Origin of the sequence: Brevundimonas sp. 357 (assembly GCF_003938605.1) — a bacterium.
Lineage (GTDB): Bacteria > Pseudomonadota > Alphaproteobacteria > Caulobacterales > Caulobacteraceae > Brevundimonas.
Map to the genome: position 1 here is coordinate 141,827 of NZ_RHWX01000008.1, position 26,793 is coordinate 168,619.

At 65.6% G+C, this 26,793-nt stretch carries 27 protein-coding genes and 2 tRNA genes; 17 read left to right on the forward strand and 12 right to left on the reverse strand.

Annotation, left to right across the window (positions count from 1 at the left end; translation table 11 throughout):
- Positions 1-63 precede the first annotated feature (63 nt).
- Positions 64-792 carry a polysaccharide biosynthesis/export family protein gene (locus EGK63_RS09140; protein ID WP_125900945.1) on the reverse strand — a complete coding sequence of 243 codons (729 nt, stop codon included), beginning with the start codon at positions 790-792 and terminating at the stop codon, positions 64-66.
- 124 nt (positions 793-916) lie between these two features.
- Between EGK63_RS09140 and EGK63_RS09145 the strand changes: the two genes are divergently transcribed.
- Both EGK63_RS09145 and EGK63_RS09150 read left to right on the forward strand, forming a co-directional pair.
- Positions 917-2,362 carry a chain-length determining protein gene (locus EGK63_RS09145; RefSeq protein ID WP_243637630.1) on the forward strand — a complete coding sequence of 482 codons (1,446 nt, stop codon included), beginning with the start codon at positions 917-919 and terminating at the stop codon, positions 2,360-2,362.
- 86 nt (positions 2,363-2,448) lie between these two features.
- Entirely contained in the window at positions 2,449-3,150 is a 702-nt protein-coding gene (locus EGK63_RS09150; protein WP_125900947.1) for a hfsB, read from the forward strand.
- On the opposite strand, the gene EGK63_RS09155 is transcribed toward EGK63_RS09150, so the two are convergent.
- The 4 genes from EGK63_RS09155 to EGK63_RS09170 are packed head-to-tail and all read right to left on the reverse strand — an operon-like array spanning position 3,143 to position 7,903.
- Positions 3,143-4,096, reverse strand: coding sequence for a glycosyltransferase family 2 protein (locus EGK63_RS09155; protein ID WP_125900948.1), 954 nt, complete (start codon positions 4,094-4,096; stop codon positions 3,143-3,145). The two genes, EGK63_RS09150 and EGK63_RS09155, sit on opposite strands and share 8 nt — an antisense overlap.
- Positions 4,093-5,025, reverse strand: a complete 933-nt coding sequence (locus EGK63_RS09160; protein WP_125900950.1) for a glycosyltransferase family 2 protein — start codon at positions 5,023-5,025, stop codon at positions 4,093-4,095. Before EGK63_RS09160 ends, EGK63_RS09155 begins: the two co-directional genes overlap by 4 nt.
- The gene (locus EGK63_RS09165) at positions 5,022-6,473 is read right to left on the reverse strand and encodes a lipopolysaccharide biosynthesis protein (RefSeq protein ID WP_125900952.1); all 1,452 of its coding nucleotides are present in this window, start codon (positions 6,471-6,473) and stop codon (positions 5,022-5,024) included. The genes EGK63_RS09160 and EGK63_RS09165 overlap by 4 nt, the downstream gene beginning before the upstream one ends.
- A complete protein-coding gene (locus EGK63_RS09170; protein ID WP_315024672.1) occupies positions 6,473-7,903 on the reverse strand; it encodes an exopolysaccharide biosynthesis polyprenyl glycosylphosphotransferase in 1,431 nt (476 codons plus the stop codon). The genes EGK63_RS09165 and EGK63_RS09170 overlap by 1 nt, the downstream gene beginning before the upstream one ends.
- A 261-nt stretch (positions 7,904-8,164) precedes the next feature.
- Here EGK63_RS09170 and EGK63_RS09175 point away from each other — a divergent pair.
- Positions 8,165-8,256: transfer RNA gene (locus tag EGK63_RS09175), tRNA-Ser, on the forward strand.
- 24 nt (positions 8,257-8,280) lie between these two features.
- Here the strand turns inward: EGK63_RS09175 and EGK63_RS09180 are convergent.
- On the reverse strand, positions 8,281-8,463 hold the full coding sequence (locus EGK63_RS09180; protein ID WP_125900956.1) for a hypothetical protein: 183 nt from the start codon (positions 8,461-8,463) through the stop codon (positions 8,281-8,283).
- Between the two features lie 199 nt (positions 8,464-8,662).
- Here EGK63_RS09180 and EGK63_RS09185 point away from each other — a divergent pair, with 199 nt between their 5' ends.
- On the forward strand, positions 8,663-8,968 hold the full coding sequence (locus tag EGK63_RS09185) for an SCP2 sterol-binding domain-containing protein (RefSeq protein ID WP_024354161.1): 306 nt from the start codon (positions 8,663-8,665) through the stop codon (positions 8,966-8,968).
- A gap of 76 nt (positions 8,969-9,044) precedes the next feature.
- Positions 9,045-10,247, forward strand: a complete 1,203-nt coding sequence (locus EGK63_RS09190) for an acyl-CoA dehydrogenase family protein (protein ID WP_125900958.1) — start codon at positions 9,045-9,047, stop codon at positions 10,245-10,247.
- 13 nt (positions 10,248-10,260) lie between these two features.
- Here the strand turns inward: EGK63_RS09190 and EGK63_RS09195 are convergent, their stop codons facing one another.
- From EGK63_RS09195 to EGK63_RS16755, 3 genes are all read right to left on the reverse strand, one after another.
- A complete protein-coding gene (locus EGK63_RS09195; RefSeq protein ID WP_125900960.1) occupies positions 10,261-10,461 on the reverse strand; it encodes a hypothetical protein in 201 nt (66 codons plus the stop codon).
- 59 nt (positions 10,462-10,520) lie between these two features.
- On the reverse strand, positions 10,521-10,688 hold the full coding sequence (locus EGK63_RS16750) for a sigma factor-like helix-turn-helix DNA-binding protein (RefSeq protein WP_243637631.1): 168 nt from the start codon (positions 10,686-10,688) through the stop codon (positions 10,521-10,523).
- 118 nt (positions 10,689-10,806) lie between these two features.
- Complete coding sequence (locus EGK63_RS16755; protein ID WP_243637632.1) at positions 10,807-11,022, reverse strand: sigma factor; 216 nt, start codon at positions 11,020-11,022, stop codon at positions 10,807-10,809.
- Between the two features lie 303 nt (positions 11,023-11,325).
- Between EGK63_RS16755 and egtB the strand changes: the two genes are divergently transcribed.
- Positions 11,326-13,494 carry an ergothioneine biosynthesis protein EgtB gene (gene egtB / locus EGK63_RS09205; protein WP_125900962.1) on the forward strand — a complete coding sequence of 723 codons (2,169 nt, stop codon included), beginning with the start codon at positions 11,326-11,328 and terminating at the stop codon, positions 13,492-13,494.
- A gap of 81 nt (positions 13,495-13,575) precedes the next feature.
- On the opposite strand, the gene EGK63_RS09210 is transcribed toward egtB, so the two are convergent.
- Entirely contained in the window at positions 13,576-13,809 is a 234-nt protein-coding gene (locus EGK63_RS09210; protein ID WP_125900964.1) for a general stress protein, read from the reverse strand.
- Positions 13,810-13,994: 185 nt separating this feature from the next.
- Here EGK63_RS09210 and EGK63_RS09215 point away from each other — a divergent pair, with 185 nt between their 5' ends.
- The gene (locus tag EGK63_RS09215; RefSeq protein ID WP_125900966.1) at positions 13,995-14,291 is read left to right on the forward strand and encodes a hypothetical protein; all 297 of its coding nucleotides are present in this window, start codon (positions 13,995-13,997) and stop codon (positions 14,289-14,291) included.
- Between the two features lie 61 nt (positions 14,292-14,352).
- On the opposite strand, the gene EGK63_RS09220 is transcribed toward EGK63_RS09215, so the two are convergent.
- The gene (locus tag EGK63_RS09220; RefSeq protein ID WP_125900968.1) at positions 14,353-15,054 is read right to left on the reverse strand and encodes an MBL fold metallo-hydrolase; all 702 of its coding nucleotides are present in this window, start codon (positions 15,052-15,054) and stop codon (positions 14,353-14,355) included.
- 172 nt (positions 15,055-15,226) lie between these two features.
- Here EGK63_RS09220 and tig point away from each other — a divergent pair, with 172 nt between their 5' ends.
- From tig to EGK63_RS09240, 4 genes are all read left to right on the forward strand, one after another.
- Complete coding sequence (tig, locus tag EGK63_RS09225) at positions 15,227-16,570, forward strand: trigger factor (protein WP_125900970.1); 1,344 nt, start codon at positions 15,227-15,229, stop codon at positions 16,568-16,570.
- Positions 16,571-16,690: 120 nt separating this feature from the next.
- Positions 16,691-17,596: a hypothetical protein gene (locus tag EGK63_RS09230; RefSeq protein WP_165906571.1), complete on the forward strand. Its 906-nt coding sequence runs from the start codon at positions 16,691-16,693 to the stop codon at positions 17,594-17,596.
- Between the two features lie 109 nt (positions 17,597-17,705).
- A complete protein-coding gene (locus tag EGK63_RS09235) occupies positions 17,706-18,347 on the forward strand; it encodes an ATP-dependent Clp protease proteolytic subunit (RefSeq protein WP_003165321.1) in 642 nt (213 codons plus the stop codon).
- Positions 18,348-18,450: 103 nt separating this feature from the next.
- Positions 18,451-18,993, forward strand: coding sequence for a cytochrome b (locus EGK63_RS09240; protein ID WP_125900974.1), 543 nt, complete (start codon positions 18,451-18,453; stop codon positions 18,991-18,993).
- A gap of 3 nt (positions 18,994-18,996) precedes the next feature.
- Here EGK63_RS09240 and EGK63_RS09245 read toward each other — a convergent pair whose 3' ends face one another.
- A complete protein-coding gene (locus EGK63_RS09245) occupies positions 18,997-19,644 on the reverse strand; it encodes an HAD-IB family hydrolase (RefSeq protein ID WP_125900976.1) in 648 nt (215 codons plus the stop codon).
- A gap of 196 nt (positions 19,645-19,840) precedes the next feature.
- Here EGK63_RS09245 and clpX point away from each other — a divergent pair, with 196 nt between their 5' ends.
- The 6 genes from clpX to EGK63_RS09275 all read left to right on the forward strand — a co-directional run bounded on the left by clpX (position 19,841) and on the right by EGK63_RS09275 (position 26,702).
- Positions 19,841-21,109, forward strand: coding sequence for an ATP-dependent Clp protease ATP-binding subunit ClpX (gene clpX, locus EGK63_RS09250; RefSeq protein ID WP_125900978.1), 1,269 nt, complete (start codon positions 19,841-19,843; stop codon positions 21,107-21,109).
- A gap of 275 nt (positions 21,110-21,384) precedes the next feature.
- Entirely contained in the window at positions 21,385-23,784 is a 2,400-nt protein-coding gene (lon, locus tag EGK63_RS09255; RefSeq protein WP_125900981.1) for an endopeptidase La, read from the forward strand.
- A 119-nt stretch (positions 23,785-23,903) separates the two neighbouring features.
- Positions 23,904-24,179 (forward strand): HU family DNA-binding protein, encoded by a 276-nt coding sequence (locus EGK63_RS09260; protein WP_125900983.1) that lies wholly within the window; start codon positions 23,904-23,906, stop codon positions 24,177-24,179.
- A 46-nt stretch (positions 24,180-24,225) separates the two neighbouring features.
- Positions 24,226-24,302 (forward strand) — tRNA-Val (locus tag EGK63_RS09265).
- Between the two features lie 85 nt (positions 24,303-24,387).
- Positions 24,388-25,407, forward strand: a complete 1,020-nt coding sequence (locus tag EGK63_RS09270) for a site-specific integrase (protein ID WP_157678053.1) — start codon at positions 24,388-24,390, stop codon at positions 25,405-25,407.
- Positions 25,408-25,538: 131 nt separating this feature from the next.
- Complete coding sequence (locus EGK63_RS09275) at positions 25,539-26,702, forward strand: hypothetical protein (RefSeq protein WP_125900985.1); 1,164 nt, start codon at positions 25,539-25,541, stop codon at positions 26,700-26,702.
- The last annotated feature ends 91 nt before the right edge of the window (positions 26,703-26,793 follow it).

Here is a 26,793-nt window from a genome sequence, read left to right on the forward strand (position 1 = left end):
TGGAACCGTTGCGTGCGCCGCCGCAGGGGCGCCTGAGGCTTTCGCGACCGCTTTATCTTGCCGTCAAGTCGAGGCGTAGCTTCCATTGATCGCGTAGGAGAAACCGATCGGCAGGGCGTTACGCACCTGGGTGAAGAAGGCGGCCAGTTCGCCTAGGGTCGAGCGCGGCACGAACACGATGTCGCCGCGGCGCAGGGGCAGGATCTCGCCGCGCGGCGCGCGCAGATCCAGCACCTTCAGCATGCGCAGATCGCCAGGGCCACGGCGGATCAGGGCGCAGTTGCGGGCGTTGGAGGTCGGCAGGGCGCCGCCCGCCAGGATCAGGGCCTGATAGGCGTCGATCTGGCCCGGCATGTCGAAAACGCCCGGATTGCGCACTTCGCCGTCGATCCAGATCTTCAGCGGCCCGGCCTGACGCAATGTCACCTCGACCTCGGGGCGCAGCAAGTGAGCCGCGTACCCGGCGGAGATGTCGCCTTCCAGCTCCGACAGGCTGCGGTCGGCGGCCGTCACATGGCCGACCAAAGGCAGGGAGACGCGCCCATCGGGGCCGATCTTCAACTGGCGATTCAGCTCAGTGGCGGTAGGCAGAACCACCTCGATTTCGTCCCCGGTATAAAGCCGATACTCCGGTTCGACATCGGTCCAGGGGGCGAAAGGCAGGTCGGGCGGCAGGTCCGAGACGGTCTGCGGCCGGGGCAGGCCGCTGGACGCGCTTCGCCCTGCGGACGCCGCACAACCCGACAGGCCGGCGGCCAGCGCCAGTAGAAGCAGGCGGCGATCAACGTCCATGGGCGGGCGGTCCGGTCGGTTGCAAAACTGAAGTTCAGCCAAGCTGACGCCTTATGGGTAACGGCCGGTTAACGCCAACGCTTCAAGGTGCCCCGGTCTGACACTGGTGGATGATCCAGCCCGTATGCGTTCGCACGTCACAGCCACCCGTCCCCGTTACGGCGTCATGGACGTCGTGGCCCTGCTGTTCCGCGAACTGTTGCTGATGATCCTCATCTTTGCCGTGATCTTCGGAATCGGCGCCGCTGTCGTGATGACGATGAAGAAGACCTACACCGCCGGCGCCAGCCTGTTCGTCGGGGTAGGGCAGGAGTACGTCTATCAGCCGCGTGTCGGCATGGGCGAACGCGCCATGCCGCCGTCGGCTGCCGAGGTGGCCCAGTCCGAAGCCGCCATACTGAACAGCCTAGAAGTCAAACGCCGGGTTGTGCGCGCCCTAGGCGTCGAAAGCTTCCAGGAACCGGGCGCGCCGGCGCCTGCGGACCCGACCCGCCAGGAGGCCGCCGCCGTGCGCGCCGTCGCCGCCGGACTGGGCGTCGAGGTGACGCCGCTGAGCCCGGTCATCGGCCTGAGCTACAAGAGCGATGACCCGGCCAAGTCGGCGCGCATCCTGAACACGGTCATCGACCAGTATCTGACCTATCGTCGCGAGGTCTTCCAGGACCGCGCCACGGCTGCGATCCGCACGCAGCGTCAGACGTTCGAGGATGAGCTGGGCGACGCCGACCGCGCCTATGAAGAGTTCCTGCGCACGAATAACATCGGCGACTTCGCTACGGCCAAGTCGACTATCGCCAACAGCTATCAATCCGTCTTCACAGAGCGCATGGGCGTGCAAGCTCAGTTGCAGCAGGCTTCGCAGCGTCTGGCGACCCTGGTCGGTCAAATGTCGCGGACGCCGGCGGAGGTGGCCTTGCACCAGGATCTGAACGTGTCGGCTCAGGACCAGATTCTGCAACTGCGCACCGAGCGCGAGAGCCTGTTGGCGCGCTATCAACCAGACGCTCAGCCTGTGCGTGAAATCGATTCCAAGATCGCTCAGATGCAGGCCTATGTGGGCACCGGCACGGCCGTGGGCGCCAAGGAGGTTCGCACCGGTCCGAACCCGGTCTGGATCGAGCTGGAGACGACCCGTATCAACGCTCAGGCTGACCGTGATTCCCTGGCGGCGCGCTTGGCTGTGCTTGATCGTCAGTTGTCGGACCTGCGCTCGCGCCAGACCCGCCTGACGGAGCTGGAATCGCGCAACTCGACCCTGGCGGGCAACCGTGAGGTGCTGACGGCCTCGATCCGCGAGTTCCAGCAACGCGAGACCCAGAGCCGCGCCGACAACGAATTAGTCAAGGCGGGCGCCGACAACGTCACCGTTATCGAGCGCGCCCAGCCGCCGTCGAAGGGCAAGAGCATGCGGATGCCGCTGATGGTCGCCGTGCTGCTTTTCGCGGGTTTCACCGCTCTGTGCGTCGGTTTGCTGCGGGTCTTCCTGCGCCCGGGGTTCGCCATGCCGTCGACCCTGAGCCGCACCCTGCACGCGCCGGTCCTGGCGGTCGCGCCCGCCAAAGGCGCCTGATCCGTTCCATGACGCCGTCATGCCGCAGAAACCGACGGTTGTGTCGTGCTAGGCTGTTCCAAATGGCGCGCGCGTAAACGATTCGCATGGTCGATCTGACGACAGAGATGGCTGGTCTGTGGGCCGCGCTGGGGCCAGCGCCGGCGCATCGCGGGCGCGTCATTCTTTTCGCCGCCGCGACCTCGGGCGAGGGCGTGTCGACGGTAGCGCGCGAGTTCGCCCGCATGGCCGCCGTACGCGGACGCCGACCGGTCTGGCTGATCGACGGGGATTTGCCGCAACAAGGCCAGATGGAGCAGATCGCTGCTGAACCGGATCGGTTCGGACGGTTGGGACCGTCGGTGCAGGCCTCGCCGGACGGATCGGCTTTCTATGCTGTTTCGCCGCCCTTGCGCGGACGCGACGGCAAGCCCGCCGCTCCGGGACGCATCCTGACGGCCAAGGCCTGCCTGGGCGGACGGCTGTATGTCACCCGCTTCCATGTGGAGCTGCTGCGCGCGGGCCAGCGCGTCGAGGCGGTGGACGATCCTCGCTATTGGACCCGGCTGCGCGCCCATGCCGATACGGTGGTGATCGACGCACCGGCGGCGGATCGCAGCGACATGGCCCTGACCCTGGCGCCGCTGGTCGATTCCACGGTGATGGTGGTCGCGGCCGACAGCACGGGCGCCGCCGCGCCCGCCGCCCTGCGTGAAGAGATCGACGCCGCCGGCGGTCGGGTCGCTGGTCTGGTGATGAACCGCTCGACCTGGAGTCCGCCCAAGCTGCTGAAGCGGTTCTTCAGCTAGAGGCTCGTTGGCGGTTCAGGCGGTCCAGTTCTCTCTGGCCGTAGAAGCGCGGCTCGAAACTTTTCATCCACAGCACCTTGCCCAGGCCGCGCGCGGCGCGGTCGGCCATCTGGGCGCGGCTGTCGCGGCCCAGCAGCGTCAGGACCAGGGCTGCTGCGCCCCACACCAGCGTCTGGGCGACGCCGATGATCATCCAGCGGCCGACGTTCAGCCCGTCGCGCGCTTCGGCCGCCGTCTGACTGGGGCCCTGACCATAGGCGAAAGCGCGGGTCAGGGCGTAGCGCAGGGTCGCCCGGTGCGGAGGTGCAAACTCCTCGACCCAGGCGTCCGCCGCCCAGCCGAATCGTCCGCCGCGCGCCTTCAGCGCCGCGAACAGGACATCGTCCTCGCCGCCGATTTGATCCGATCCGACATGGAAGGGCGCATCACCGGGCAGGGCCGTCGCGCGCACCAGAAGGGCGTTGCCGCAGCCGTAGGGCTCTTCGATCTGTTGGTCGTGCTCAGGCCCTTCGCGGCCGAAGAACCGCTCGAGATACGGCGACGCCCAGCCGGTTCCGTCAGGAACGCGGCCCTGGATCGGACCGAAGACGGCGTCGGCGCCGGTCGCGGCCTGTCCGCGCAACAGGGCGGCCAGCCAACCGGAACTGGCCGCCTCATCGTCGTCCAGAAAGGCGATCAGCGGCGCCTGGGTCGCGGTCAGGCCCGTGTTGCGGGCGGTGGCCACGCCCGGACGCGGCGCATGGGTCCAGATCAGGGGAACTGGCGATTCCGACGTCAGCGCCTCGACTGTCTTGCGGGCGCTGGCTTCAGGGTCGTTGTCGGCGACAATGATTTCGCGCAGGCGACCTTCAGCGCCTTGCTGGGCGAAGATGGAGCGCAAGGCGCGGGTCAGCTCATCGGGGCGACGCAGGGTAGGGATGACGACGGCGACATCGGGCGCGCTCATATCGCCTCCGCATACAAGGCGGCGCGGTACAGGCGCAGGCTGAAACCACGCAGGGCGGGCGGCAGCAGGCCGAGACGCGCGACCTGCTTGAACAGGGGGCGGATCATACGCAGTCCGGGCACGGCCTTCAGCTTCTTCGCCACGCGATAGCTGGGATAGGCGGCGACGAAATCAGGGTGTCGGGCGGCGACGCGGGCGAAGTTGGGCGCTGACTGCTCATATTTGGCGGTCAGGGCCTCGACCGTGTCCAGGCCCATGTGGGTGGCTGGATTGTCGATGTGTACGACCGGGAATCGGCGCGAGACGCGCATGGCCCATTCCACGTCTTCCCAGCCCCAACCGCTGAACCCGGCGTCGAAGCTTTCGGTGTCGAAGACGTCGCGGCGCACCAGTAGATTGGAGGTGAAGACGTATTTCTCAGGTTGCAGCGTGCGCTGATCGGCGGAAATGCAGTCGGACCGGGCGGCCATCTGGCGGTGGACGGCGTAACGCGTGTCGGTCGGCGCCTGGAGCAGGGAGAAGCCGCCGAAGGCTACGGCGGGATTGTCGTTCACCGCCAGATCGACCCAGTCGGCCAGGAAACGCGCATGGTCGGGGCGCATGTCGCTGTCGAGGAACAACAGGAAGCGGCCGCGGGCCTCCTGGGCCAGGCGGTTGCGGCCTTTGGACCGTCCTTCGTTGGCGCCCAGCGTGATCAGCCGGGCGGGCAGGGACAGGGCGTCGATCAGGGCGGTTAGGCGCGCTGTCAGGGCTGGGTCCGCCGTGCCGTCGTCCAGCACGATCAACTCGGCGCGGCCGCCGACGCCTTGCGCCTCGCGGTCCAGCATGCACAGCAGGTCCGATGGATCATCACGGAGGAAGGGCATCAACACGGACAGCGTGGGGCGGGCGTCGCCACATGCCGCGTTGTCGTGGATCACGACGCTCATGCCGCAGCTCTCCGCGCCTGCAGAAAGCCGCGCAGACGGCGCAGCAGGTCGCGCACCCCGCCTGCGTTCAGGGCGAAGGCGGCGGCGCCATAGACGACGGCGCCGACCCCGGCGTCCAGCAGCAACTCAGGGAAGCCCCCAATCGGGGGCAGCAGAAGCACCACGCCTGCCATGGCGGCGGCCGCGAGACCGCATCGCGCCAGCGCGTTCCAAGGCACGGGCAGGGGCAGGATGCGCCGTCCGATAGCCATGGAGGCCATCAGGCCTAAAGCGAAGCTGATCGCTGTCGCCCAGGCCGCCCCCATGACGCCGAAACGCGGGATCAGCAGGATGTTCAGGATGACGTTGCTCCCCGCCGGGATACTCATGGCCAGCAACAGCCAGCCCGTGCGGCGGCCCAGTGTGAAGGCCTGTCCGAAGTAATAGGTCGTCATGCCCGACAGGAAGGCGCCCAGCGCCACCCACGGCGTAACCGAGGCGGCGACGGTGCGCAGGTCTTCGCCGATCATGAACTCGGCCAGCGGCCGCGCGACCAGGGCCACGCCCACGGCGGCGGGCAGGCCGATCAGCACCAGGGTCGAGGCCTGCTCGCGCGCAGCGGCCTGAAGATCCTCGCGCCCGCCGCGCTCCAGCGCCATGACCAGAGCTGGAGCGCCCGCTGCGCCCAGCCACACGAACATGACGTCCAGCGTCCGGTTAGCGATGCTGTAGGCCGCGTGATAGGCGCCGACCGCCGCTTCGTTCATGAACAGGGCCAGCAGGAAGCGGTCCGTCGAGGCCAGCACCACGGTCAGCCCCAGGCCGACGGCGATGGGATAGCCATAGACGGCGTAGGCTTTCAGCCGTTGACGATCCAGCCGCCCGCGCCGGGCTTCGCGCAGTTCGGCGGGCAGGACGAAGGGCAAGGCGACCAGCGGGGCCAGCAGCATCCCGGCCAGCGGCGCCTCGGCCCGCATCCCCAGCAGGGCCAGGCCGACGCCGAAGGCCAGCCCCGCGATCGCGCTCCAGATGTCGATGGCGGCGGCGGGGCCGACCTCGCCCGCGGCGCGGAACCGCTCCTGCGCCAGCTTCAGGAAGCAGCGTACGGGTATCCCCGCCAGCGCTACGGCCAGCGGCAGGCGGAAGTTGTCCTGCATGGGCCACAGCCACACCAGCAGGCCGGCGACCGGCACGAAGACGGCGGTGATCAGGAAGGCCGCGCGATACAGGCTGGCGAAATGCCCGGCCATCTGCGCCTCGTCGGACTGGGCCGCCCAGAAGCGGGCCATCGAGGCCTCAAGCCAGCTGAACGTCGCCACATGGGCCAGCGTCAGCACCGCATAGGCCAGCGCATAGCGACCGAAATCCTCGGGCGACAGCAGGCGCGTGAAGATGATGATGGTCAGAAACCCGACCACGCCCTGCACGATATTGGCCGGCAGGTAGCCGAACACCCCCCGCCAGAACATCAGCGCACGGCCATCCGGTCGCCCAGCAGCACGGGAACAGTCACGGCGATGATCCACAGATCCAGCCAGAAGGACTGGCGCTCTATGTATTCGATGTCGAGCTGAACCCGGTCGCGCACTTCATCCGCCGTATGCAGCGGCCCGCGCGAACCCTTGATGGCGGCCCAGCCGGTCATGCCGGGCTTGATGCGGTGGCGGTGGGCGTATTCAGCGACCAGACGCGCCGACTCGGCGCCGCCGGTCTTCATGCCGATGGCGTGCGGGCGCGGCCCGACCAGCGACATCTCGCCGCACAGAACGTTCACCAACTGCGGCAGTTCGTCCAGGCTGGTGGCGCGCAGGAATTTGCCCAGGCGCGTCACTCGGTCGTCGCCGGCGGTCACCTGACGGCTGGCGGTGGCGTCGGAGGCTTCCTGGCGCATGGTGCGGAACTTCCACACCACGATCTCCTCCTGATTGAAGCCGTGGCGGCGCTGGCGGAACAGGGCCGGCCCTTTGCTGTCCATCCGCACGGCCAGGCCGATCAGGAACAGCGCAGGGCTGAGCACGACCAGCGCCAGGGCCGACAGGATGATGTCCAGGATGCGCTTGTTGAACGCGCGCCGCTCGCCGTCCACCGCGCCGCTCAGCAGGGGCAGGGAGGAGGAGGCCAGCTTTTCCAGCGCCTCATTGCGCTGGGCCGCCCCCTTGGGGTCGACCAGAAGCGTCAGCGGGATGGGCAGGACTTCCAGCCGGCGCGTTAGGGCGCGAACCCGCTCTTCGGCCTTGGGATCGATGGCCAGGATGACGCGGTCGATATAGGGCGTCAGTCGATGGTCCAGCAGGGCGTCGGCGCCGCCCAGAACCGGTACGCCGGCCAGGGCGTCGGGCGTGCGGGCCAGGCGGTCGTCGAACACGCCCAGAATGTTCAGGTCGCGCCGGTCCAGCGCCTCGCGGATCAGCGATTCGGCGTGACGGGTGGCGCCGACCACGACGACGTTGGGCGTCAGATCGCCCCGGCTGCGCCATTGGGCCACCAGCATCCGCCAGATGCTGTGCAGGCCGGTCAGCAGCACCGCTGAGGCGATCGCCCACCAGCCGTACTCGGCCAGCGGCGTCTCGCCGTTGGGCAGGGCCAGGCCCAGCAGGCAGGCGAAGGCGCCGCCCAGGCCCGCCACGGCGGCGACCCCGGCCAGATGGCGCGCGGGCGCCCGGCTATTGTCAAAACGATACAGGCCCAGTGATCGCATCAGGCCCAGGGTCATCAGCGCGCCGATCAGAATGGGCGCGGCTTCGAACAGGGTGACCTGCGCCAGTCCGCCGGCGTTCATGCGGCCGATCGCCACAAGGCAGAGGAAGCTCGACGCGACGATGTCGGCGCCGCGGAAGTAGAAGACGCGCCGCCGCGCGGCCGCGCGCTGACGGGTGTTCAGCCATACGTCCGGCCGCAAGGGCCCGCGCCGAGCCCGGCCCGCACGCCCTGTCTCCACTGTCGGCGCGCGCGATTCGACCCGCGCCGCGCGATTCGCGCGCGCGCCTTCGGTCGCGGAGCCTAGAGCGTCAGCAGGGGTGATAGCCAAGTCTTTTTCCCGATATCGAGCAAAATGAGGTGCGAACCCCGTGTCACATGCCACTCTTATGCCGGGTTAACACAAAGGGCGTCAGTTCCGCATTGCGAAGCGTCGCGCGACTCGCTATCCACGCGGCCTGCTGGAGACGTGGCCGAGTGGCTGAAGGCAACGGTTTGCTAAATCGTCGTACCCTGTAAGGGGTACCGAGGGTTCGAATCCCTCCGTCTCCGCCAGAATTCTTTCCGAAAACTCAGACGTCAGTCGCGGCCTTCCGAAGGGACGGCGGCCTTGGCGTCGCTGGGGCGGCGCACGGCGACGCCGTGCTGGCGCAGGATGCGCCGGGCGACCTCGGGGGCGCCGATCATGGGCAGGGGCTGGCCGAAGTGTTCGCGCCACAACTGGTCCAGGCGAACTTCCTCCGGAGTGAGCAGGCGGGTCATTGGCGAGTCCTTGTTACGCAAACGAGCAACTTCTAGGCCATCTCGCCGCGGCCGAACGCAAACTCATGTAAGCTGAACCATATGTGAGGGAACCGGCGCGATCGGGGACTTCCTGGCCTGGCCTTCCCTTGCGTGATCTTGGCGCCGCCCGGCGCGCGGGTTAGGCGTGTGGTTCAACTTCTCAACGGGAGAGACGCACATGGCCGATCTGGCCCTCGCCACCGACAAGATCCGCGCCGCCGTCGGCGAAAACTCGGGTCTGGGCAAGACCGTGAAGCTGGACTTCGGCGATGACGGCAAGATCTTCATCGACGGGGCCTCGGCTCCGAACACCGTCAGCAACGACGACAAGCCGGCTGACGCCACCGTCTCGATCAAGTGGGACGACTTCGTCGCCCTGGCCGAAGGCCGCCTCGACCCGATGATGGCCTTCATGCAGGGCAAGCTGAAGATCGCGGGCGACATGATGATCGCCCAGAAGCTGGCGCCGCTGCTCAAGGGCTGAGCGCGGGCTGAGGCTTGATGTTCAACGGCGCGGCTCCGACGGGGCCGCGCCGTTTTCATTTCGGGAGAGGCGTAAGATGGATTTCCGGCTGAGCGAGCGGGGCGAGCACTGGCGCGAGCGGGTGCGCCGTTTCATGGAGGCGGAGGTTCTGCCGCGCGAGGCGGACTACCGCGCCCAGGTCCGCGCCGATCCCAAGCGCCAGCCGCCGGTGATGGAGACGCTGAAGGCCAGTGCCAGGGCCGAGGGCCTGTGGAACATGTTCCTGCCGGGCGAGCATGGAGCGGGACTGTCGAACCTGGAATACGCCCCCATCGCCGAGCTGATGGGCCGAGCGCTGTGGTCGGCCGAGGCGTTCAACTGCAACGCGCCCGACACCGGCAATATGGAAGTCCTGCATATGTACGGCGACGCCGCCCAGCAGGAGCGGTGGCTCAAGCCGCTGATGGCGGGCGAAATCCGTTCGGCCTTCCTGATGACGGAGCCTGAGGTCGCCTCATCCGACGCCACCAACATCCAGACCCGGATCGAGCGCGACGGCGACCACTATGTCGTCAACGGCCGCAAGTGGTGGTCGACCAATATGGCGCACCCGAACGTCGCCGTGACCATCGTCATGGGCAAGACCGATCCCGACGCCGCCGTTCACCAGCAGCAGAGCCAGATCATCGTTCCGGTCGACACGCCGGGCTTCCGCGTCGAGCGGATGCTGTCGGTCTTCGGCTATGACGAGGCGCCGATCGGCCACGCCGAGGTGGTGCTGGAGAACGTCCGCGTTCCCGCCTCCAACCTGATCGCAGGCGAGGGGCGCGGCTTCGAGATCGCCCAGGGCCGCCTGGGGCCGGGCCGCATCCATCACTGCATGCGCACCATCGGCGCGGCCGAAAAGGCGCTGGAGCTGATGGTCGACCGCCTGCTCAGCCGGACCGCCTTCCGTAAGACCATTGCCGAGCATTCGGTGTGGGAGCAGCGGGTGGCCGAGGCGCGCACCAATATCGAGATGTGCCGCCTGCTGGTGCTGAAGGCCGCCTGGATGATGGACGAGGTCGGGGCCAAGGGCGCCAAGTCCGAAATCGCCCAGATCAAGGTCGCCGCGCCGCGCATGGCGTTGAAGGTCATCGACGACGCCATTCAGGCGTTCGGCGGGGCGGGGGTGTCGGGCGACACGCCGCTGGCCGAGCTTTACGCCATGGTGCGGACCCTGCGCATCGCCGACGGTCCGGACGAGGTGCACAACCGCACCATCGCCCGACTGGAGTACGCCGGGCGGGCAGGACGCTAGGCTGTCGCTCAGCTCATAGCCCGTCGCTGGGCGGCCGCTTGTGATGATGATGGGCGGAGGGCGAACTGAAGTCGCCGTCCACGATGTCGCCCAGATAGAGGTTGGGGCTGGCCTTGCTGGGCGGCTGCGGCGCGCGACCGAACAGCCAGTCCATGAAGCCGCGCTTGCGCGTGCGCGGGGATTCGGGGGAGGGAGGACGTTGCGGAGTCATCATGACGGACTCTCCTGAGATCGGGAATTGAACCCCTTCGCCGGTTCCTCCGTTCCCTCCGCTTAGCTGTCGTCATCCTCATTATTTTCTGCGCCGCCGAGCGGGAGTTCGTGCGCCAGCAGCAGGGCCAGGCGACGCCGCGCGCGATTGACCCGGCTCTTGACCGTGCCTACGGCGCAACCGGCGATATCGGCCGCCTCCTGATAGGAAAGACCGGCGGCGCCGACCATGATGATGGCCTCGCGGTGGTCGGGCGGCAGGGTGTTCAGGGCCTACTGAAGCGCCGTCAGTTCGGCGGTCCATCCCTGGTTGGCCTCGGAGGTCAGGCCGGCGGCGTGGCGGCCTTCTTCATCGGCCACTTCGCGTCGACGGCGGGCGGCGCCGGTGTACCAGCTGTTTCGCAGGATGGTGAACAGCCAGGCCCGCAGATTGCCCCGTCTCGAACCGCGCCCGGTGGGCCCAGGCCTTGACCAGGGTTTCCTGAACCAGGTCGTCCGCATCCGCCCGGTTGCGCGCCAGCGAAAAGGCGAAGGCTCTCAGCGCCGGTATCTGACAGGCCAGCATGGCGCGTAGTTGGCCCGGTCGGCCAGATCCGGCGCCCGTTCAAGCGGGGGCGGCGAGGGTGAGGGCTCGATGGCGTTCGGCCCCTCTCGCATGCGAACTTCGGGCATGCGACGGGATCCTGAAAAACCTGCGCCGTTACGGCGACTTGATTGAATCAGAACGCCCTCTGATCCTGACTGTTCCTCTGAAATAGGACCGTGAAGGCGCGCGGAGACGGGTTTCAATCACGCGGAACCGCCTCGTCTCAGGCTGCATTTCTACAGGGTGACCACAGCGAACACTCTCCCAGGGGCAGGCGAGACCATGGCCGGAACGCAGCGCAGACCGGCACGCGTCGCCGGGAATCTAAAGCGCTATCGCCGCGTGCGCGCGGTGATGCCCGCCCTGGCGGCGTCCTTGTCCGCCGAAGACATGCAGGCGCAGTCGATGGCCGAAGCCAGTCCGGGCAAGTGGCACCTGGGCCATGTGAGCTGGTTCTTCGAAACCATGCTGTTGGACAGGCCGGGCTATGAGCCGTTCGATCCTCGTCTGAAGGAGGTCTTCAACTCCTACTATGAGGCGCTCGGCGAACGCATAGGCCGCGATGAGCGAGGTCTGATGACGCGCCCGTCGCTGGCTGAGGTCATGGCCTATCGCGCCGAGATCGACCGACGGATGGAGGTGCGCCTGGCCGACGTCTCAGCTCCGCTGGAAGGGCTGGAGCGCTACCTGTTCGAGTTGGGGCTCAACCACGAACAGCAACATCAGGAGCTGTTCCTGATGGACCTGCTGCATCTGATGTCCCGTTCGCCGCTGGACCCGGCGGCCTATGAGAACGAGCCGCGTGCGGCGTTTCTGCAACCGGCGCGTAGCGGTTGGGAGGCGTTCGAGGGCGGTCTGATCGAGATGGGAGCTTCGGGCGAGGGGTTCGCTTTCGACAATGAACGGCCCGCGCACCGCGTCTGGCTGGAGCCGTTCGTTCTGGCCTCCGGCCTGACCACCAACGGCGACTGGCTGGCCTTCATGGATGACGGCGGCTACGCGCGGCCCGAACTGTGGCTGAGCGACGGCTGGGCGACGGTCCAGGCGCGCGGCTGGACCGCGCCCCTCTATTGGCGACGAGAGGATGAGGGGAAGGGCTGGACGGTCATGACGCTGGCGGGCCGGCGCTCCGTCGATCCCGCTGCGCCGGTGCGCCATGTCAGCTTCTACGAGGCCGACGCCTTCGCGCGGTGGTCGGGCCGGCGTCTGCCGACAGAGGCGGAGTGGGAGCATGCGGCGCGCAGCCGCCCTGACGCCTTCTCCAACCTGGACGGCGAGGTGTGGCAGTGGACCGCTAGCGCCTATGCCCCTTACCCCGGTTTTCGTCCGACCGAGGGCACGGCGGCCGAGTACAACGGCAAGTTCATGGCCAATCAGATGGTGCTGCGCGGCGGCGCCTTCGCCACGGCGCCGGGACATGCGCGGCCGACCTATCGCAACTTCTTCTACCCGGATCAGCGCTGGGCCTTTGCGGGCGTCCGCCTCGCCGCCGCCCCTGACGACGACGCCTATCGCGACTGCGCCGACGACGAGCACGAGGCCTTCCGCCGTGATCTGGTCGCGGGCCTGGCCTCGTCGCCCAAGAGCCTGCCGCCCAAATGGTTCTATGACGCGCGCGGGTCAGAGTTGTTCGAGGCCATCACCCGCCTGCCGGAATATTATCCGACCCGGCAGGAGGCGGCCCTGTTGCGCCGGGTCGCCCCGCGCTGGGCCGACCGCTTCGGCTCCGACGCCGTTCTGGTCGAGCTGGGTTCGGGCGCCAGCGAGAAGACGCGCATCGTGCTGGACGCCGCGCCGGACCTGGCGGCCTATGTTCCCATCGACATCAGCCCTTCGGCGCTGGACGAGGCGGCCGCGCGGCTGAGGCAGGCCTATCCCGACCTGAAAGTGCTGCCCATCGTCGGCGACTTTGAACACCTGGGCGTTCTGCCCCCTGAAGCAGGGCAGGGGCGTCGCATCGGCTTCTTCCCCGGTTCGACCATCGGCAATCTGGCGCCGGAGACGGCCGAGGCCCTGTTGCGCGGCATGCGCGACATGCTGGGGCCGGATGCTCTGTTCATTCTGGGCGTCGATCTGATCAAGGAACCCTCGACCCTGATCGCGGCCTATGACGACGCCGAGGGCGTGACGGCCCGTTTCAATCTGAATGTCCTGGCGCGCGCCAACCGCGACCTGGGCGCGGACTTTGATCTGGACGCCTTCGCTCATCGCGCCGTCTGGAACGCGGCCGAGGCGCGGATGGAGATGCATCTGGAGGCCCTTCGCCCCATGACGGTGCGGCTGGGCAAGCTGGTCTTCCGTTTGGCGCAGGGCGAGACGATACACACCGAGAACTCGTGCAAGTTCGATGAGGCCCGCGTGCGCGCCCTGGCTGAGGCCGCCGGCTGGCGCGTCGAGGCGTTCGAGGTCAGCGAAACCCCGCGCGTGGCCCTGGCCCTTTTGGCCTGCTGAACACATCGTCCCGCGCGTCAGGCAAAGAAAAACGGCGAGGTTTCCCACGCCGTCGAAAAGTTCTGACATCGATCGCAGCGATCAGCGTTTCGGCGGCGCCGGATCCTGGCCGGTCTTGTTTCGTGCGCCGTGGGAGGCTTCGCCGCCCTTGCGTCCGGCCTGGGCCGCGAGGGAGCGGTCCTGGGAGAAGCTGCGCTTCTCGCTGGGCACGCTCGCGCCGCCCTTGCGAGCGATTTCGCGCTGACGTTCCGGGTCCATGGAGGCGAAGCCTCGCTTGGAAACACCGGAGCCGCGGGTGGGCTGACCTTCGGTCATTTCAGATGTTCCTTTCGTAGACGGTGGCGCTTGCGCAAAAGAACCCGGCGCCGGCGTGGAGGTTCCGAGAAAGGATTAAAACCCTGTTCGGTCGACACGAACCGCGCCCATGTGCAGTCGGCGGAACTGTGACGATTTCGGCGGGTTCTTCGAGGCTCTGAGTGCAGAAGTCAGGAGTTCAGCCCATGCCGGTTTCCAACGACCCGCCCCCACGCGCCGACAACGCGCCTTCGCCTGAGGACATCATCGAAGGCCGTTCGACGCGCAGCAGCCGCCTTGAAGGGGCCGCCGATGAGATTCTGGCGGCGGGCGCTCGACCGCGCCCCCTGCGCCGGGCCGTGCGTGAGGATGCGGCCGAGGTGCGCGACTGGGCGCGCCATCGCGGCTCACAGGCCTGCGAAGCGATTCGCGATGAGCCGATCCGCATGACGCTCTATGCGCTCGGGATCGGCGTTCTGATCGGCCTGCTGGCCGCGCGCTAGGCCATTATCGGTTCGGATTGATTCAATCCGAACTCAGATCAATGGTCCGGCATCCAAGGGGTCAGGCCGGGCCGGAGGCCGGGCGTGCGATCGGCGCCGCCTGCATCGCCCGGTCCGAGACGAAGGGGTTGCTGCGCCGCTCGGCCCCGAACGTCGAATGCGGTCCGTGGCCAGGCACGAAGGTCACGTCATCGCCCAGCGGCCACAGCTTGGTGGTGATGGCCGTCAGCAGGGCCTGATGGTCGCTGCGCGGGAAGTCGGTGCGCCCGACCGAGCCCTGGAACAGCACGTCGCCGACCTGGGCGAAGCGGGCCTCGCGGTTGAAGAAGATCACATGGCCGGGCGTATGGCCGGGGCAGTGGAAGATCTCCCAGCTCGTCTCGCCCAGCGTCAGCACGTCGCCGTCGTCCAGCCACCGCGTGGGGGTGAAGCTGCGGGCCTCGGGCAGGCCGTACTTCTGGCCCTGCGTGGGAATCAGGTCGATCCAGAACTGGTCCTCAGGGTGCGGGCCGACGATGTCGAGGCCGGTCTTCTCCTGCATCTCGGCGGCGGCGCCGGCGTGGTCCAGATGGCCGTGGGTGATCCAGATGGCGTCCAGCGTCAGGCCGCGCCGCGCGACCTCGCCCAGGATGGCGTCGACCGAGCCGCCGGGATCGATGACGGCGGCTTTCTTCGTCTGCGTGCACCAGACCGTCGTGCAGTTCTGCTGAAGCGGCGTAACGGGCGTGACGAAGACGCCGATGGGGGCTGAAGGCTGGCTCATGCATCATGAGATAGCGGCCCGATGCCCACAAAGGAACCGCGTTGCGTTGACGTTTCGGCCCCTTCTCGACATAAGGGCGGGCTCCGAGGCGCCGCTCCCGAAAGGGGCGGCCCTGTTGCTTTATCCACCGCGCGCCTTTGCGGCGTCGCCACAGAGCGTCAGATACCCGACCATGCAAGTCGTCGAAAAGTCGAACGAAGGCCTCAGCCGCGTGATCGCGGTGACCATTCCAGTCGCTGAGCTGAATGAGAAGCTCGAAGCCCGCATCAAGGAAGTGGCTCCCCAGATGAAGCTGAAAGGCTTCCGTCCGGGCAAGGTGCCTGCCTCGTACGTCAAGAAGACCTTCGGCCGCGACTTCATGGGCGAAATCATCAACGCCTCGCTGAACGAGACCAGCCAGGGCGCTCTGGACGAGCTGAAGCTGCGCCCGGCTGCACCTGCCGAGATGAACCTGACCTCCGACATGGACAAGGTCATCGCCGGTCAGGAAGACCTGGCCTATGAAATGTCGCTGGAAGTCATGCCGGAATTCACCCCGGTCGACCCCAAGACCCTGAAGCTGACCCGCCCGACTTATGAAGCCTCGGACGAGGATCTGGACGAGGCGCTCAAGGAACTGGCTTCGCAAGCCAAGTCCTACGAGGACAAGAAGGGCAAGACGGTCAAGGCCGCCGACGGCGACCAGCTGACCATCGACTTCCTGGGCAAGATCGACGGCGAGGCCTTCGACGGCGGCGCCGCCACCGACGCCGACCTGGTGATCGGCTCGGGCCGCTTCATCCCCGGCTTCGAAGAGCAGCTCAAGGGCGCCAAGGTCGGTGAAGAAAAGACCATCGAAGTGACCTTCCCGGAAGAGTACCAGGCCAAGCACCTGGCCGGTAAGGCCGCGACCTTCGACGTCACCGTCAAGGCCATCAAGGCCGAGGTCGAGTCCAAGATCGACGACGAGTTCGCCAAGCGCATCGGCCTGGAGTCGCTGGACCAGCTGAAGGAACTGCTGAAGTCCAACCTGAACCAGCAATACGCCGGCGCCACCCGCTTCAAGCTGAAGCGCGCCCTGCTGGACGTGCTGGACGAAGGCCACGACTTCGCCCTGCCGCCGAAGATGGTCGACGCCGAGTTCGAAGGCATCTGGGCTCAGGTTTCGGCCGACAAGGACGCCGGCCAGCTGCCGGAAGACGACGCCAAGAAATCGGAAGACGAACTGAAGGCCGAGTACAAGAAGATCGCCGAGCGCCGCGTGCGCCTGGGTCTGGTCCTGGCCGAGATCGGCCGCGCCAACAACGTCGGCGTCTCGGATCAGGAACTGTCGAACGCCATCATGGCCGAGGCCCGCAACTATCCGGGTCAGGAAAAGATGGTCCTGGACTTCTACCGCCAGAATCCGAACGCCGCCGCTCAGCTGCGCGCGCCGATCTATGAAGAGAAGGTCGTCGACCTGATCGTCTCGGTCGCCGAGGTGAAGGACGAAGCCATCTCGAAAGAAGAGCTGATGAAGGAAGAAGACGAGGCGTAAGCCCTTCTTCCCTGACGCGCGTTAATGAGGGGCGGTCCGCATGGGCCGCCCCTGTTTGCATGTGAGAAGGGAGACGGTAGGATATCGATGTTTGGTCGGGGTTTCGACACGGAGACGACTATGCTGAGCCTCGCAACAATGATGGTGTCAGCACTGCTCTCCAGCGCTCCGGTGCAAGCCGCGGGCTCGCCGTCGGAGCAGGGTGACCCCGTCCGGGTCGAGGATGTTGTCGTATCGAGCCGACGCCTCCAGGACGAGGCTGAGGCGTTTGTGGCGGAACTGGCGGCGCCGCCGCCCAAGCGCGGTCTGGCGCGATGGCGCGAGCCGATATGCCTCGGCGTCGCCAACCTGTCGCAGAGCGTCGCGCGCCCGCTGATCGACCACATCGCCACCGTGGCGAGCAGCTACGACGTGCGCATACGGGAGCCGGGCTGCCAGCCCAATGTCATCATTGTCTTTACGGACGATGCTCCGGGCTTGGCGCGGGGGCTGGTGGAGCATGACGCCGATGCGTTCCGCGTGCGCTGGACCAGCCAACTGGACCGGGGCCAGAAAGCGTTGGACGCCTTCCAGAACGGCGACTGGCCGGTGCGCTGGTGGCACGTCAGCATGCCGGTCATCGGCATATCAGGGCGGCGGGCCATCCGGATGCCCGGCGACACCGGCCCGATTTACGTGCCGGGCGAGGGATTGGCGAACAAGGGGCGCCCCATCACGGACGTGTTGAGCAAGGTGATCGTCATCGTCGATATCGCCAAGGTCGAGGGGATCGAGCTTCCGCTGCTGGGGGACTATCTGGCGATGGTGGCCCTGGCTCAGGTTGATCCCGAGGGCGGCTCGGGTCGGTTCGATACGGTGCTGAATCTTTTCCATGAAGCGGGCAGGGACGAGGGCCTGTCGGGCTGGGACAAGGCCTACCTCGCTTCGCTATACGGGGCGTTTCCGGAGCGCATCGACCGATACAATCATGCCTCTTCGATCGTGCGTGACCTCCGACGAGCGGAGCGGGACGCGCAGCGCCGATAAGGTCGAGCGCAAGGGAGCCTTGCGCCGGCGGGCCAGCGACGCGATATCGTAGGAGACAGGCGCGCGCCGTTATGAGTCGTGCGACCCTCCTGAATTCGAGAAGGCCTTCATGCGCGATCCGATCGACTACATCTCCAACAACCTGGTGCCGATGGTGGTGGAGCAATCCAGCCGCGGCGAGCGCTCCTTCGACATCTTTTCGCGCCTGCTGCGCGAGCGGATCATCTTCCTGACCGGCCCGTTCGAGGACGGCATGGCCTCGCTGATCTGCGCCCAGTTGCTGTTCCTGGAATCGGAAAACCCGAAGAAGGAAATCAGCATGTACATCAACAGCCCCGGCGGTCAGGTGACCTCGGCGCTCGCGATCTACGACACCATGCAATACATCAAGTCGCCGGTCTCGACCGTGGTCATGGGCATGGCGGCCTCGGCCGGTTCGCTGATCCTGACGGCCGGTGAAGCGGGCCAGCGCATCGCTCTGCCGAACGCGCGGGTCATGGTGCACCAGCCCTCGGGCGGCTTCCGCGGCACGGCCTCGGACATCGAACGCCATGCCGAGGACATCATCGCCACCAAGCGCCGTTTGAACGAAATCTACGTCCAGCACACCGGCCGCACCTATGAAGAGGTCGAGCGCACCCTGGACCGCGACCACTTCATGACCGCCGAGGAAGCCAAGGCCTGGGGCATCGTCGATCACGTCTATGACAAACGCACCCAGGCCGACGACGACGGCGTGAAGGCTCCCTAACCCTTAAACGCGCTTCGGCTGCGACAATTTGCGAGGCGGAGTCCGGCGACGGATTCCGCCTCGAATCGTGTTTGAGACTCGTTATCAGCGAAGGGGGCGCTTCATGGCGATGCAGTGGAGAGACGACGGGTTTCGATATGGCGCCGTCACACGGGGGCTGCACTGGGCGATGGCCCTGCTGCTGACGTGGCAGTTCGCTGGCATGGCGATCAAACTGATTGTCGGCCGGGCGCCGATCACCGCCTTCTGGGTCGGCACGCACAAGGGGATCGGCGTCGTGCTGCTGAGCCTGATCGTGCTGCGCGCTTTGTGGGGCCTCTACAACATGAAGACGCGACCGGCGCACGGCGGCGGCTTCTGGGGCCTGGCTGCGAAGGTCGGGCATCTGATGCTCTACGCCCTGATGCTGATCGTGCCGGCGTTGGCGCTGCTGCGGCAGTATGGATCGGGCAAGCCGCTGGACGTGTTCGGCATGCGCCTGATTGAGGGCGGGTGGGCAGAGTTGCCGTGGATGACGGCCCCCGCTGACGCCGCGCACGGCTTGCTGGCCTGGGTGCTGCTGGCGGCCATCGCGGGCCACATTCTGATGGTGCTGGTCCACCGCTTCATCTGGAAGGACGATACGGTCGGCCGGATGGTCGGCTAGGGATCAGGGGCGGCCCGTGAAAACGCGGTAGCCCTTCTCCTCGGCCGCCGCGATCATCTGAGCGTCGCCTGAGGTGTCGCCATAGGCGGCGGCCAGCTGCATGTCCGCGCCGTAGGCGGCGCGCAGGCGGTGCATCTTCTCCTCGCCTCGGCAGTTGCCGCCGACGAAGGTTCCCAGCACGCGGTCCTGATCGTCGAAGGCCAGGCGTGTGCCGATCAGGTTCTCGGCGCCCAGCTTGCGGGCGAAGGGGGCGACGGTGGTTTCGGGCGAGGCGGTGACGATGACGCGGTGGGCGCCGCGCCGGCCCCAGTCTTCCCAGGTCGCCAGGGCGTCGGGGCGCATGAAACGCGGCCAGATCTCGGCGGCGAAGCGTTCGGCCTCGGCCTCCAGCGCCTTGCGGTCGGCGTCCATCAGGAACTCGCGCACCGAGGCGATTTTGATCCGGCCCCGGTCGCGGTCGCCCAGATAGGCGAAGACGGCCGGGATCATCTGCACCAGTCCGGTCAGCCAGCGCACCGGCCCGGCCCGCCATTTCAAAAAGCTGGTGAAGCTGTCGCGAATCGTCAGGGTGCCGTCGAAATCGAAGGCGACGATGAGTTGGCCGGGGGCAGGGGACTGGTGAAAGGCTTTTTCGCTTCCCATGTCAGACATTAGCCGTGATCCCCATATTATCTGTCCTGTCCGTTCCCCGAAGCGCGCTGCGGCGCCGCAACGGGGTTGTGGCGGAACGTGTGATGGGTGATTGTCATTTTTTGAAGACCTTCGATGATAGATTCCTTGGATCGATCGTGAAGGAAGCGCCTTTCGTCCCAATGTCGGGGCGGATCGCGGATAGTGAGAAGGGTCTATGACCAAAGCCGCCGGCACAGACGCCAAAAGCACGCTCTACTGCTCGTTCTGCGGCAAGAGCCAGCACGAAGTCCGCAAACTGATCGCCGGACCGACCGTTTTCATCTGCGATGAATGCGTCGAACTGTGCATGGACATCATCCGCGAAGAGCACAAGATCGCGTTCAAGACCTCCAAGGACGGCGTGCCCACGCCCAAGGAGATCCGCGACGTCCTCGACGATTATGTGATCGGTCAGAGCCACGCCAAGAAGGTGTTGAGCGTCGCCGTTCACAACCACTACAAGCGCCTGAACCACGCGACGAAGAACAACGACGTCGAACTGGCCAAGTCGAACATCATGCTGATCGGGCCGACCGGCTCGGGCAAGACGCTGCTGGCCCAGACGCTGGCGCGGATCATCGACGTGCCGTTCACCATGGCCGACGCCACCACCCTGACCGAAGCCGGTTATGTGGGCGAGGATGTCGAGAACATCATCCTGAAACTGCTTCAGGCGTCGGACTACAACGTCGAGCGGGCCCAGCGCGGCATCGTCTACATCGACGAGATCGACAAGATCTCACGCAAGTCGGACAACCCGTCGATCACCCGCGACGTGTCGGGCGAGGGCGTGCAGCAGGCCCTGCTGAAGATCATGGAAGGCACCGTCGCCTCCGTGCCGCCGCAGGGCGGGCGCAAGCATCCGCAGCAGGAGTTCCTGCAGGTCGACACCGCCAACATCCTGTTCATCGTCGGCGGCGCCTTCGCCGGCCTGGAGAAGGTGATCTCGGCGCGCGGCGAGGGGGCCTCGATCGGCTTCGGCGCCAAGGTCAAGGAGATCGACGAGCGCCGCACGGGCGAAATCCTCAAGGGCGTCGAGCCGGACGACCTGATGCGCTTCGGCCTGATCCCTGAGTTTATCGGCCGTCTGCCGGTCCTAGCGACGCTGGAAGATCTGGACGAGGTCGCTCTGATCAAGATCCTGACCGAGCCGAAGAACGCTCTGGTCAAGCAGTACAAGCGCCTGTTCGAGATGGAGAATGTGACGCTGACCTTCACCGACGACGCTCTGTCGGCGGTGGCCAAGAAGGCGATCACCCGCAAGACCGGCGCTCGCGGCCTGCGCTCCATCCTGGAGGGCGTGCTGCTGGAGACCATGTTCGAACTGCCCACCTATGAGGGCGTCGAGGAAGTCGTGGTCAACGCCGAGGTGATCGAGGGCAAGGCCCAGCCGCTGCTGATCTATTCGGAAACCAAGAAGAAGACGGCCGACGGCGCCGCCTGACGCTGAGGTCCGATCCAAGCGAAAAGGGGCGGCTCGCCACGGGCCGCCCCTTCATCGTTTCAGAGGCGACCCAGGCGGCCGTCTGAAATCACACGCTTTTTCACGCTTCTGTGGGCCGCCGCCCCGTTACGCTTGAACCGCGTCCAGACAGAACCACATACTCACACGAAAGCCGCTGAAAAATAGCGGGTCGAGTCGAGACGAGGCGGCAGTAACGCCAAGTCGGATCGGTTCGGCGGGTCTGAGATTCACGAAGGCCCCGGAAAGTACGCATCATGACCGAGAGCAAAATCCTCCCTGTCCTGCCGCTGAGAGACATCGTCGTCTTTCCGCACATGGTCGTGCCCCTGTTCGTCGGGCGCGAGAAGTCCGTGCGCGCCCTCGACGAGATCATGAAGGGCGAGAAGCAGATCCTGCTCGCCACGCAGAAGAACTCCGTCGACGACGATCCGGCGACGGACGCCATCTATTCGACCGGCGTGCTGGCGACGGTGCTGCAACTGCTGAAGCTGCCGGACGGCACTGTGAAGGTGCTGGTCGAAGGCAAGTCGCGCGCGCGCCTGACCCGCTTCACCGACCGTGAGGACTATTACGAAGCCGAAGCCGTCGAGATCGACGACGAAGCCGGCGATCCGTCGCAGAGCGAAGCCCTGCTGCGCGCCGTGATCGAGCAGTTCGAAAACTATGTGAAGCTGAACAAGAAGGTTCCGCCCGAGGCCCTCAGCGCCATCCCCCAGATCACCGATCCGTCCAAGCTGGCGGACTCGGTCGCCGCCCATCTGTCGGTCAAGATCGCCGACAAGCAGGCCCTGCTCGAAACCGTGGTCATCCCGACCCGGCTGGAGAAGGTCTATGGCCTGATGGAAGGCGAGATCAGCGTCCTGCAGGTCGAGAAGAAGATCCGCAGCCGCGTGAAGCGGCAGATGGAGAAGACCCAGCGCGAGTACTATCTGAACGAGCAGATGAAGGCGATCCAGCGCGAGCTGGGCGAGACCGACGACGCTCGCGACGAACTGCTGGAGCTGGAAAAGCGCATCAAGAAGACGCGCCTGTCCAAGGAGGCCCGCATCAAGGCCGAGGCGGAGCTGAAGAAGCTGCGCAACATGTCGCCGATGTCGGCGGAATCGACCGTCGTGCGCAACTACCTCGACTGGCTGCTGTCGATCCCGTGGTCCAAGACCAAGCCCAAGGCCATCGACCTGCAGAAGGCCGAGGACATCCTCGAAGAGGATCACTACGGCCTGGAGAAGGTCAAGGAACGGATCATCGAGTATCTGGCCGTTCAGGCGCGCACCGGCAGCCTGAAAGGCCCGATCCTGTGCCTGGTCGGTCCTCCCGGCGTCGGCAAGACCTCGCTGGCTCAGTCCATCGCCAAGGCGACGGGGCGTGAATACGTCCGCATGTCGCTGGGCGGCGTGCGCGATGAGGCCGAGATTCGCGGCCACCGCCGGACCTATATCGGTTCCATGCCCGGCAAGATCATCCAGTCGATGAAGAAGGCCAAGACCACCAACGCCTTCGTCCTGCTGGACGAGATCGACAAGCTGGGCGCCGACTGGCGCGGCGACCCGTCCTCGGCCCTGCTGGAAGTGCTGGACCCGGCCCAGAACTCGACCTTCGGCGACCACTATCTGGAGGTCGACTACGACCTGTCGCCGGTGATGTTCGTCACCACGGCCAACAGCCTGAACATGCCTCAACCCCTGCTGGACCGGATGGAGATCATCCGCGTCTCTGGCTACACCGAGGACGAGAAGGTCGAGATCGCCAAGCGCCACGTCCTGCCCAAGCAGCTCAAGGACCACGGCCTGAAGGAAGAGGAACTGATAGTCCCCGATGAGACGATCCGCGACCTGATCCGCTACTACACGCGCGAAGCCGGCGTGCGTTCGCTGGAGCGCGCCCTGGGCGGTCTGGCCCGCAAGGCGGTGCGCGAGATGGCCAAGACCAAGGCCGCCTCGATCACCGTGGATGCGGCCAAGCTGGCCGAATACGCGGGCGTGAAGAAGTTCCGCTATGGCGAAACGGACACGGAAGATCAGGTCGGCATCGTCACCGGCCTGGCCTGGACCGAGTTTGGCGGCGACATCCTGACCATCGAAGCCCTGAAGATGCCGGGCCGCGGGCGCATGACCGTGACCGGCAACCTGAAGGAGGTCATGAAGGAGTCGATCTCGGCGGCGGCGTCCTACGTCCGCAGCCGCGCCCTCAGCATCGGCGTCAAGCCGCCGGTGTTCGAGAAGACCGACATCCACGTTCACGTCCCCGACGGCGCCACGCCCAAGGACGGCCCCTCGGCCGGCGTGGCCATGACGGTGGCCATGGTGTCGGTCTTGACCGGCATCCCGATCCGCAAGGACATCGCCATGACCGGCGAGATCACTCTGCGCGGCCGGGTCACGGCCATCGGCGGCCTGAAGGAGAAGCTGCTGGCGGCCCTTCGCTCGGGCGTGAAGACCGTGCTGATCCCGCAGGAGAACGAGAAGGATCTGGAGGACGTGCCCGAAAACGTGAAGGCCGCCCTCGAGATCGTCCCGATCTCCACTGCGGACGAGGCGCTGAAGTGGGCACTGACCGGCACGCCGACCCCCGTCGAATGGGATGAGGCGGCCGAACCCATGACCCCGACGCCGCCCGCCCCGAGGGCGGGCGAGGGGGCCAGCATCAGCCACTGACGCTGGATCTCTGACCAGATGAAGGACGGCGGTTCGGGGCGACCCGGACCGCCTTCTTTTTGACCTTCATGTCGATAGGGCGTTAAGTGCGCCCTTCGCTCGCGAGGGGAGCCGCAGACATGACCAAGACGGAACTGATCGGCCGCATGGCCGAGGCGGCGGGCATCAGCCGCGACCAGGCCAAACTGGCGCTTGAATCCTTCACCGATCAGGTGACGTCCTCTCTGGTCCAGGGACGCGACGTGCGGTTGGTCGGCTTCGGCAGCTTCGTGGCCGTGGACCGTAAGGCGGGCGTGGCCCGTAATCCTCAGACCGGTCAGGAAATCGCCCGCCCGGCCTCGCGTACCGCGCGCTTTCGGCCCGGCGAAGGATTGAAAAGCGCCTTGAACGGCTGACCGCCACAGGGCATGAAGCCTGTCCCGATGATGAGTCGGATGATGTGGGCGGCTAGCTCAGCTGGTCAGAGCATCTCGTTTACACCGAGAGGGTCGGCGGTTCGAACCCGTCGCCGCCTACCATTCTCTGCTTAGGTTTGCGGGCTTTTGCCCGCTCGCATATCGCTCGCCAATGAAGCCGGTCACTTCTGTGTCACAGAGGACCGAAATGGCGACTATCCGCAAGCGTGGATCAAAATGGCAAGTGCAGGTGCGACGAGGGGGTTTTGCAGCCCAATCACGCTCTTTCTCCCAGCAGCGCGATGCGGAGCGCTGGGGCATCCTTAAAGAGCGAGAGCTGGACCTGTTAGAGAGCCAGGGCAGGGTCGGCGTGATTGTTTGCGATATTACCGTAGGGGACCTGCTGCGCCGCTATCTAACGGAGATCGTTCCCGCGAAGCGAGGGGCGTCGCGAGAAGCCTCAATGATAAGGGTTCTTCAACGCGCGGCCTTCGTCAATGTGAAGGCTGACAAACTCACGCCTCGCCAAGTTCAAACGCATCGAGACTTTCGGCTTAAGACGGTCGGCCCGGCCACCGTTGTAAGGGAGTTGGGGCTCCTCCAGCACGGCTACGAGGTTGCTCGACGGACCTGGGGGTACGAAGGACTGGGTAATCCAGTCAAGGACGTGGAGAAGCCTAAGCTCCCAAGGGGCCGAACTCGCCGTCTTGCTGCGGCAGAGGAGGAGCTTTTACGTCAAATGGCGGCACAGGCGGGGAACCGGAATCTGTTGCCGGTCATTACGGTGGCGCTTGAGACATCTATGCGGCTCGGCGAGATCGTTGGGGCGAGGTGGGAGCATTTCGACGCTGAGGCGAGGGTGTTGTACCTGCCCACCACGAAGAACGGCGTTCCTCGAACGGTTCCTCTATCTCACGGTGCCGTGAAAGCAATCGGGGATCGTGATGGCCAAGATGGCCTGATATTCAATACCACCGCCGAGGCGATCAAACGATCTTTCATCAGGGTCACGAGGCGTGCGAAGATTGACGACCTGCGCTTCCATGACCTCAGACATGAGGCGATATCCCGCCTAGTCGAACGAGGCTTCGACCTGCCATCGGTTATGATGTTCAGTGGTCATAGTGACCACCGAATGCTGCTTAGATACACCCACCTAAAGGCTAGATCGCTTGTTGAGCGTCTAGATCAAGTAGAAAATTCGTCGATACCCCTTGAAACTTCTTAATCGCGCACCAATTCGGATTTGCAGCAGCCCTAGGGCTGACTGCGACGCCTAAGGCCCTAGCTTCGCGCTTCGGCTTTGGCCGATTCAGACTTCGCTGGGTCGGCCACACGCGTCCTAGCGTAGATTCAACGATGAAAGATAATATCGACTTCAACCGCGCCCTGTTCAGGGGGGCGACAACCGAGACTGTGTCCGTCCTGATGAAGAACGGAAGCCGTGTCAGGCGGAAGTATGTGAAGGCTAGCGCCTATCCATCCGAGATCGCAGCGATCATCGCAGCAAATCCGAACGACAACATCTTTGTTGGTTTGGGTTTGCTACCCAATGAGCCGGTCAATGGCCGTGGCACAAGTGAAGATGTGGCCACGATGGTAGGGTTTTACATCGACTTGGACATGCCTCGATCAGACGGTAGCCGATACGATGGCCGTGCCGAGCGAGGCGTTTCTCTAGACGAAATACTTGAAGCGTTCACCGAGATCGGGCTTGCCCCCACCGCTGTCACCAACACCGGCAACGGCTCGCACGTCTATCTTTTGCTCAACGAACCGTTTTTCATCGCCACCGATGATGACCGTCGGCGCGTGGCAGAAACGTTTCGGGGCGTGAGCCAATACGTCAAAGAGAAGGTGGCGGCTAAAGGTTGGAAGACGGATATCACTGCCGATCTTGCCCGGCTCGATAGGGCTGTCGGCAGCAATAACGTGAAGGACTTCGCCAACCCGAAACCCGTCACGGTCGATTTCCTAGACGATACACAGCGATATGGCCTGGACTATCTGACGTCTCTCGCCCCCAGACCGCCTGTTACAGTCACGGCCTTGCGAAGTGTGCCTGACCCCAATGTGGATGGGGCAGACAAGAACCTAGGCGACTTCGACGCTATCCTCGCGTCGTGCGCCTTCATGCGGCACTGCGTCGATCATCCTGCGCAACTGTCAGAGCCGGAATGGCGAGCCCTGATCGGGACGTTGGCGTTCTGCGTCGATGGGCGGCGTCTAGCTCACGCCTATTCGGAGGGGCACCCCAACTACAGCGTGGAAGAGACGGATCGGATGTTCAGTCGGGTATCTGAGGAAGCTGGACCTCCGACCTACGATTACATCCGTTCGATCCTGAGATCGTTTGAGCCCGATGAATCCTTTGCCCTCTATGGCACGGTGGTTGCCCCCATTTCACTGGGATACATGGAGCCGGATGTGGCGCGGCTGGTCGGACGCTATGCATACGTCATCGCCGAGGACCGGTTCGTAGCCTTTGACGTGCCCCTGAGAATTTCCTCCACGCGGAGCTAGAGTCCGGCCCTTGATGATCCGCCCCCGTTTTCTGGAGCATCCGAGGCTGGAGTTTTCCGGCCCGAGTCAGGGTGACAGGCTGGCTATGTCA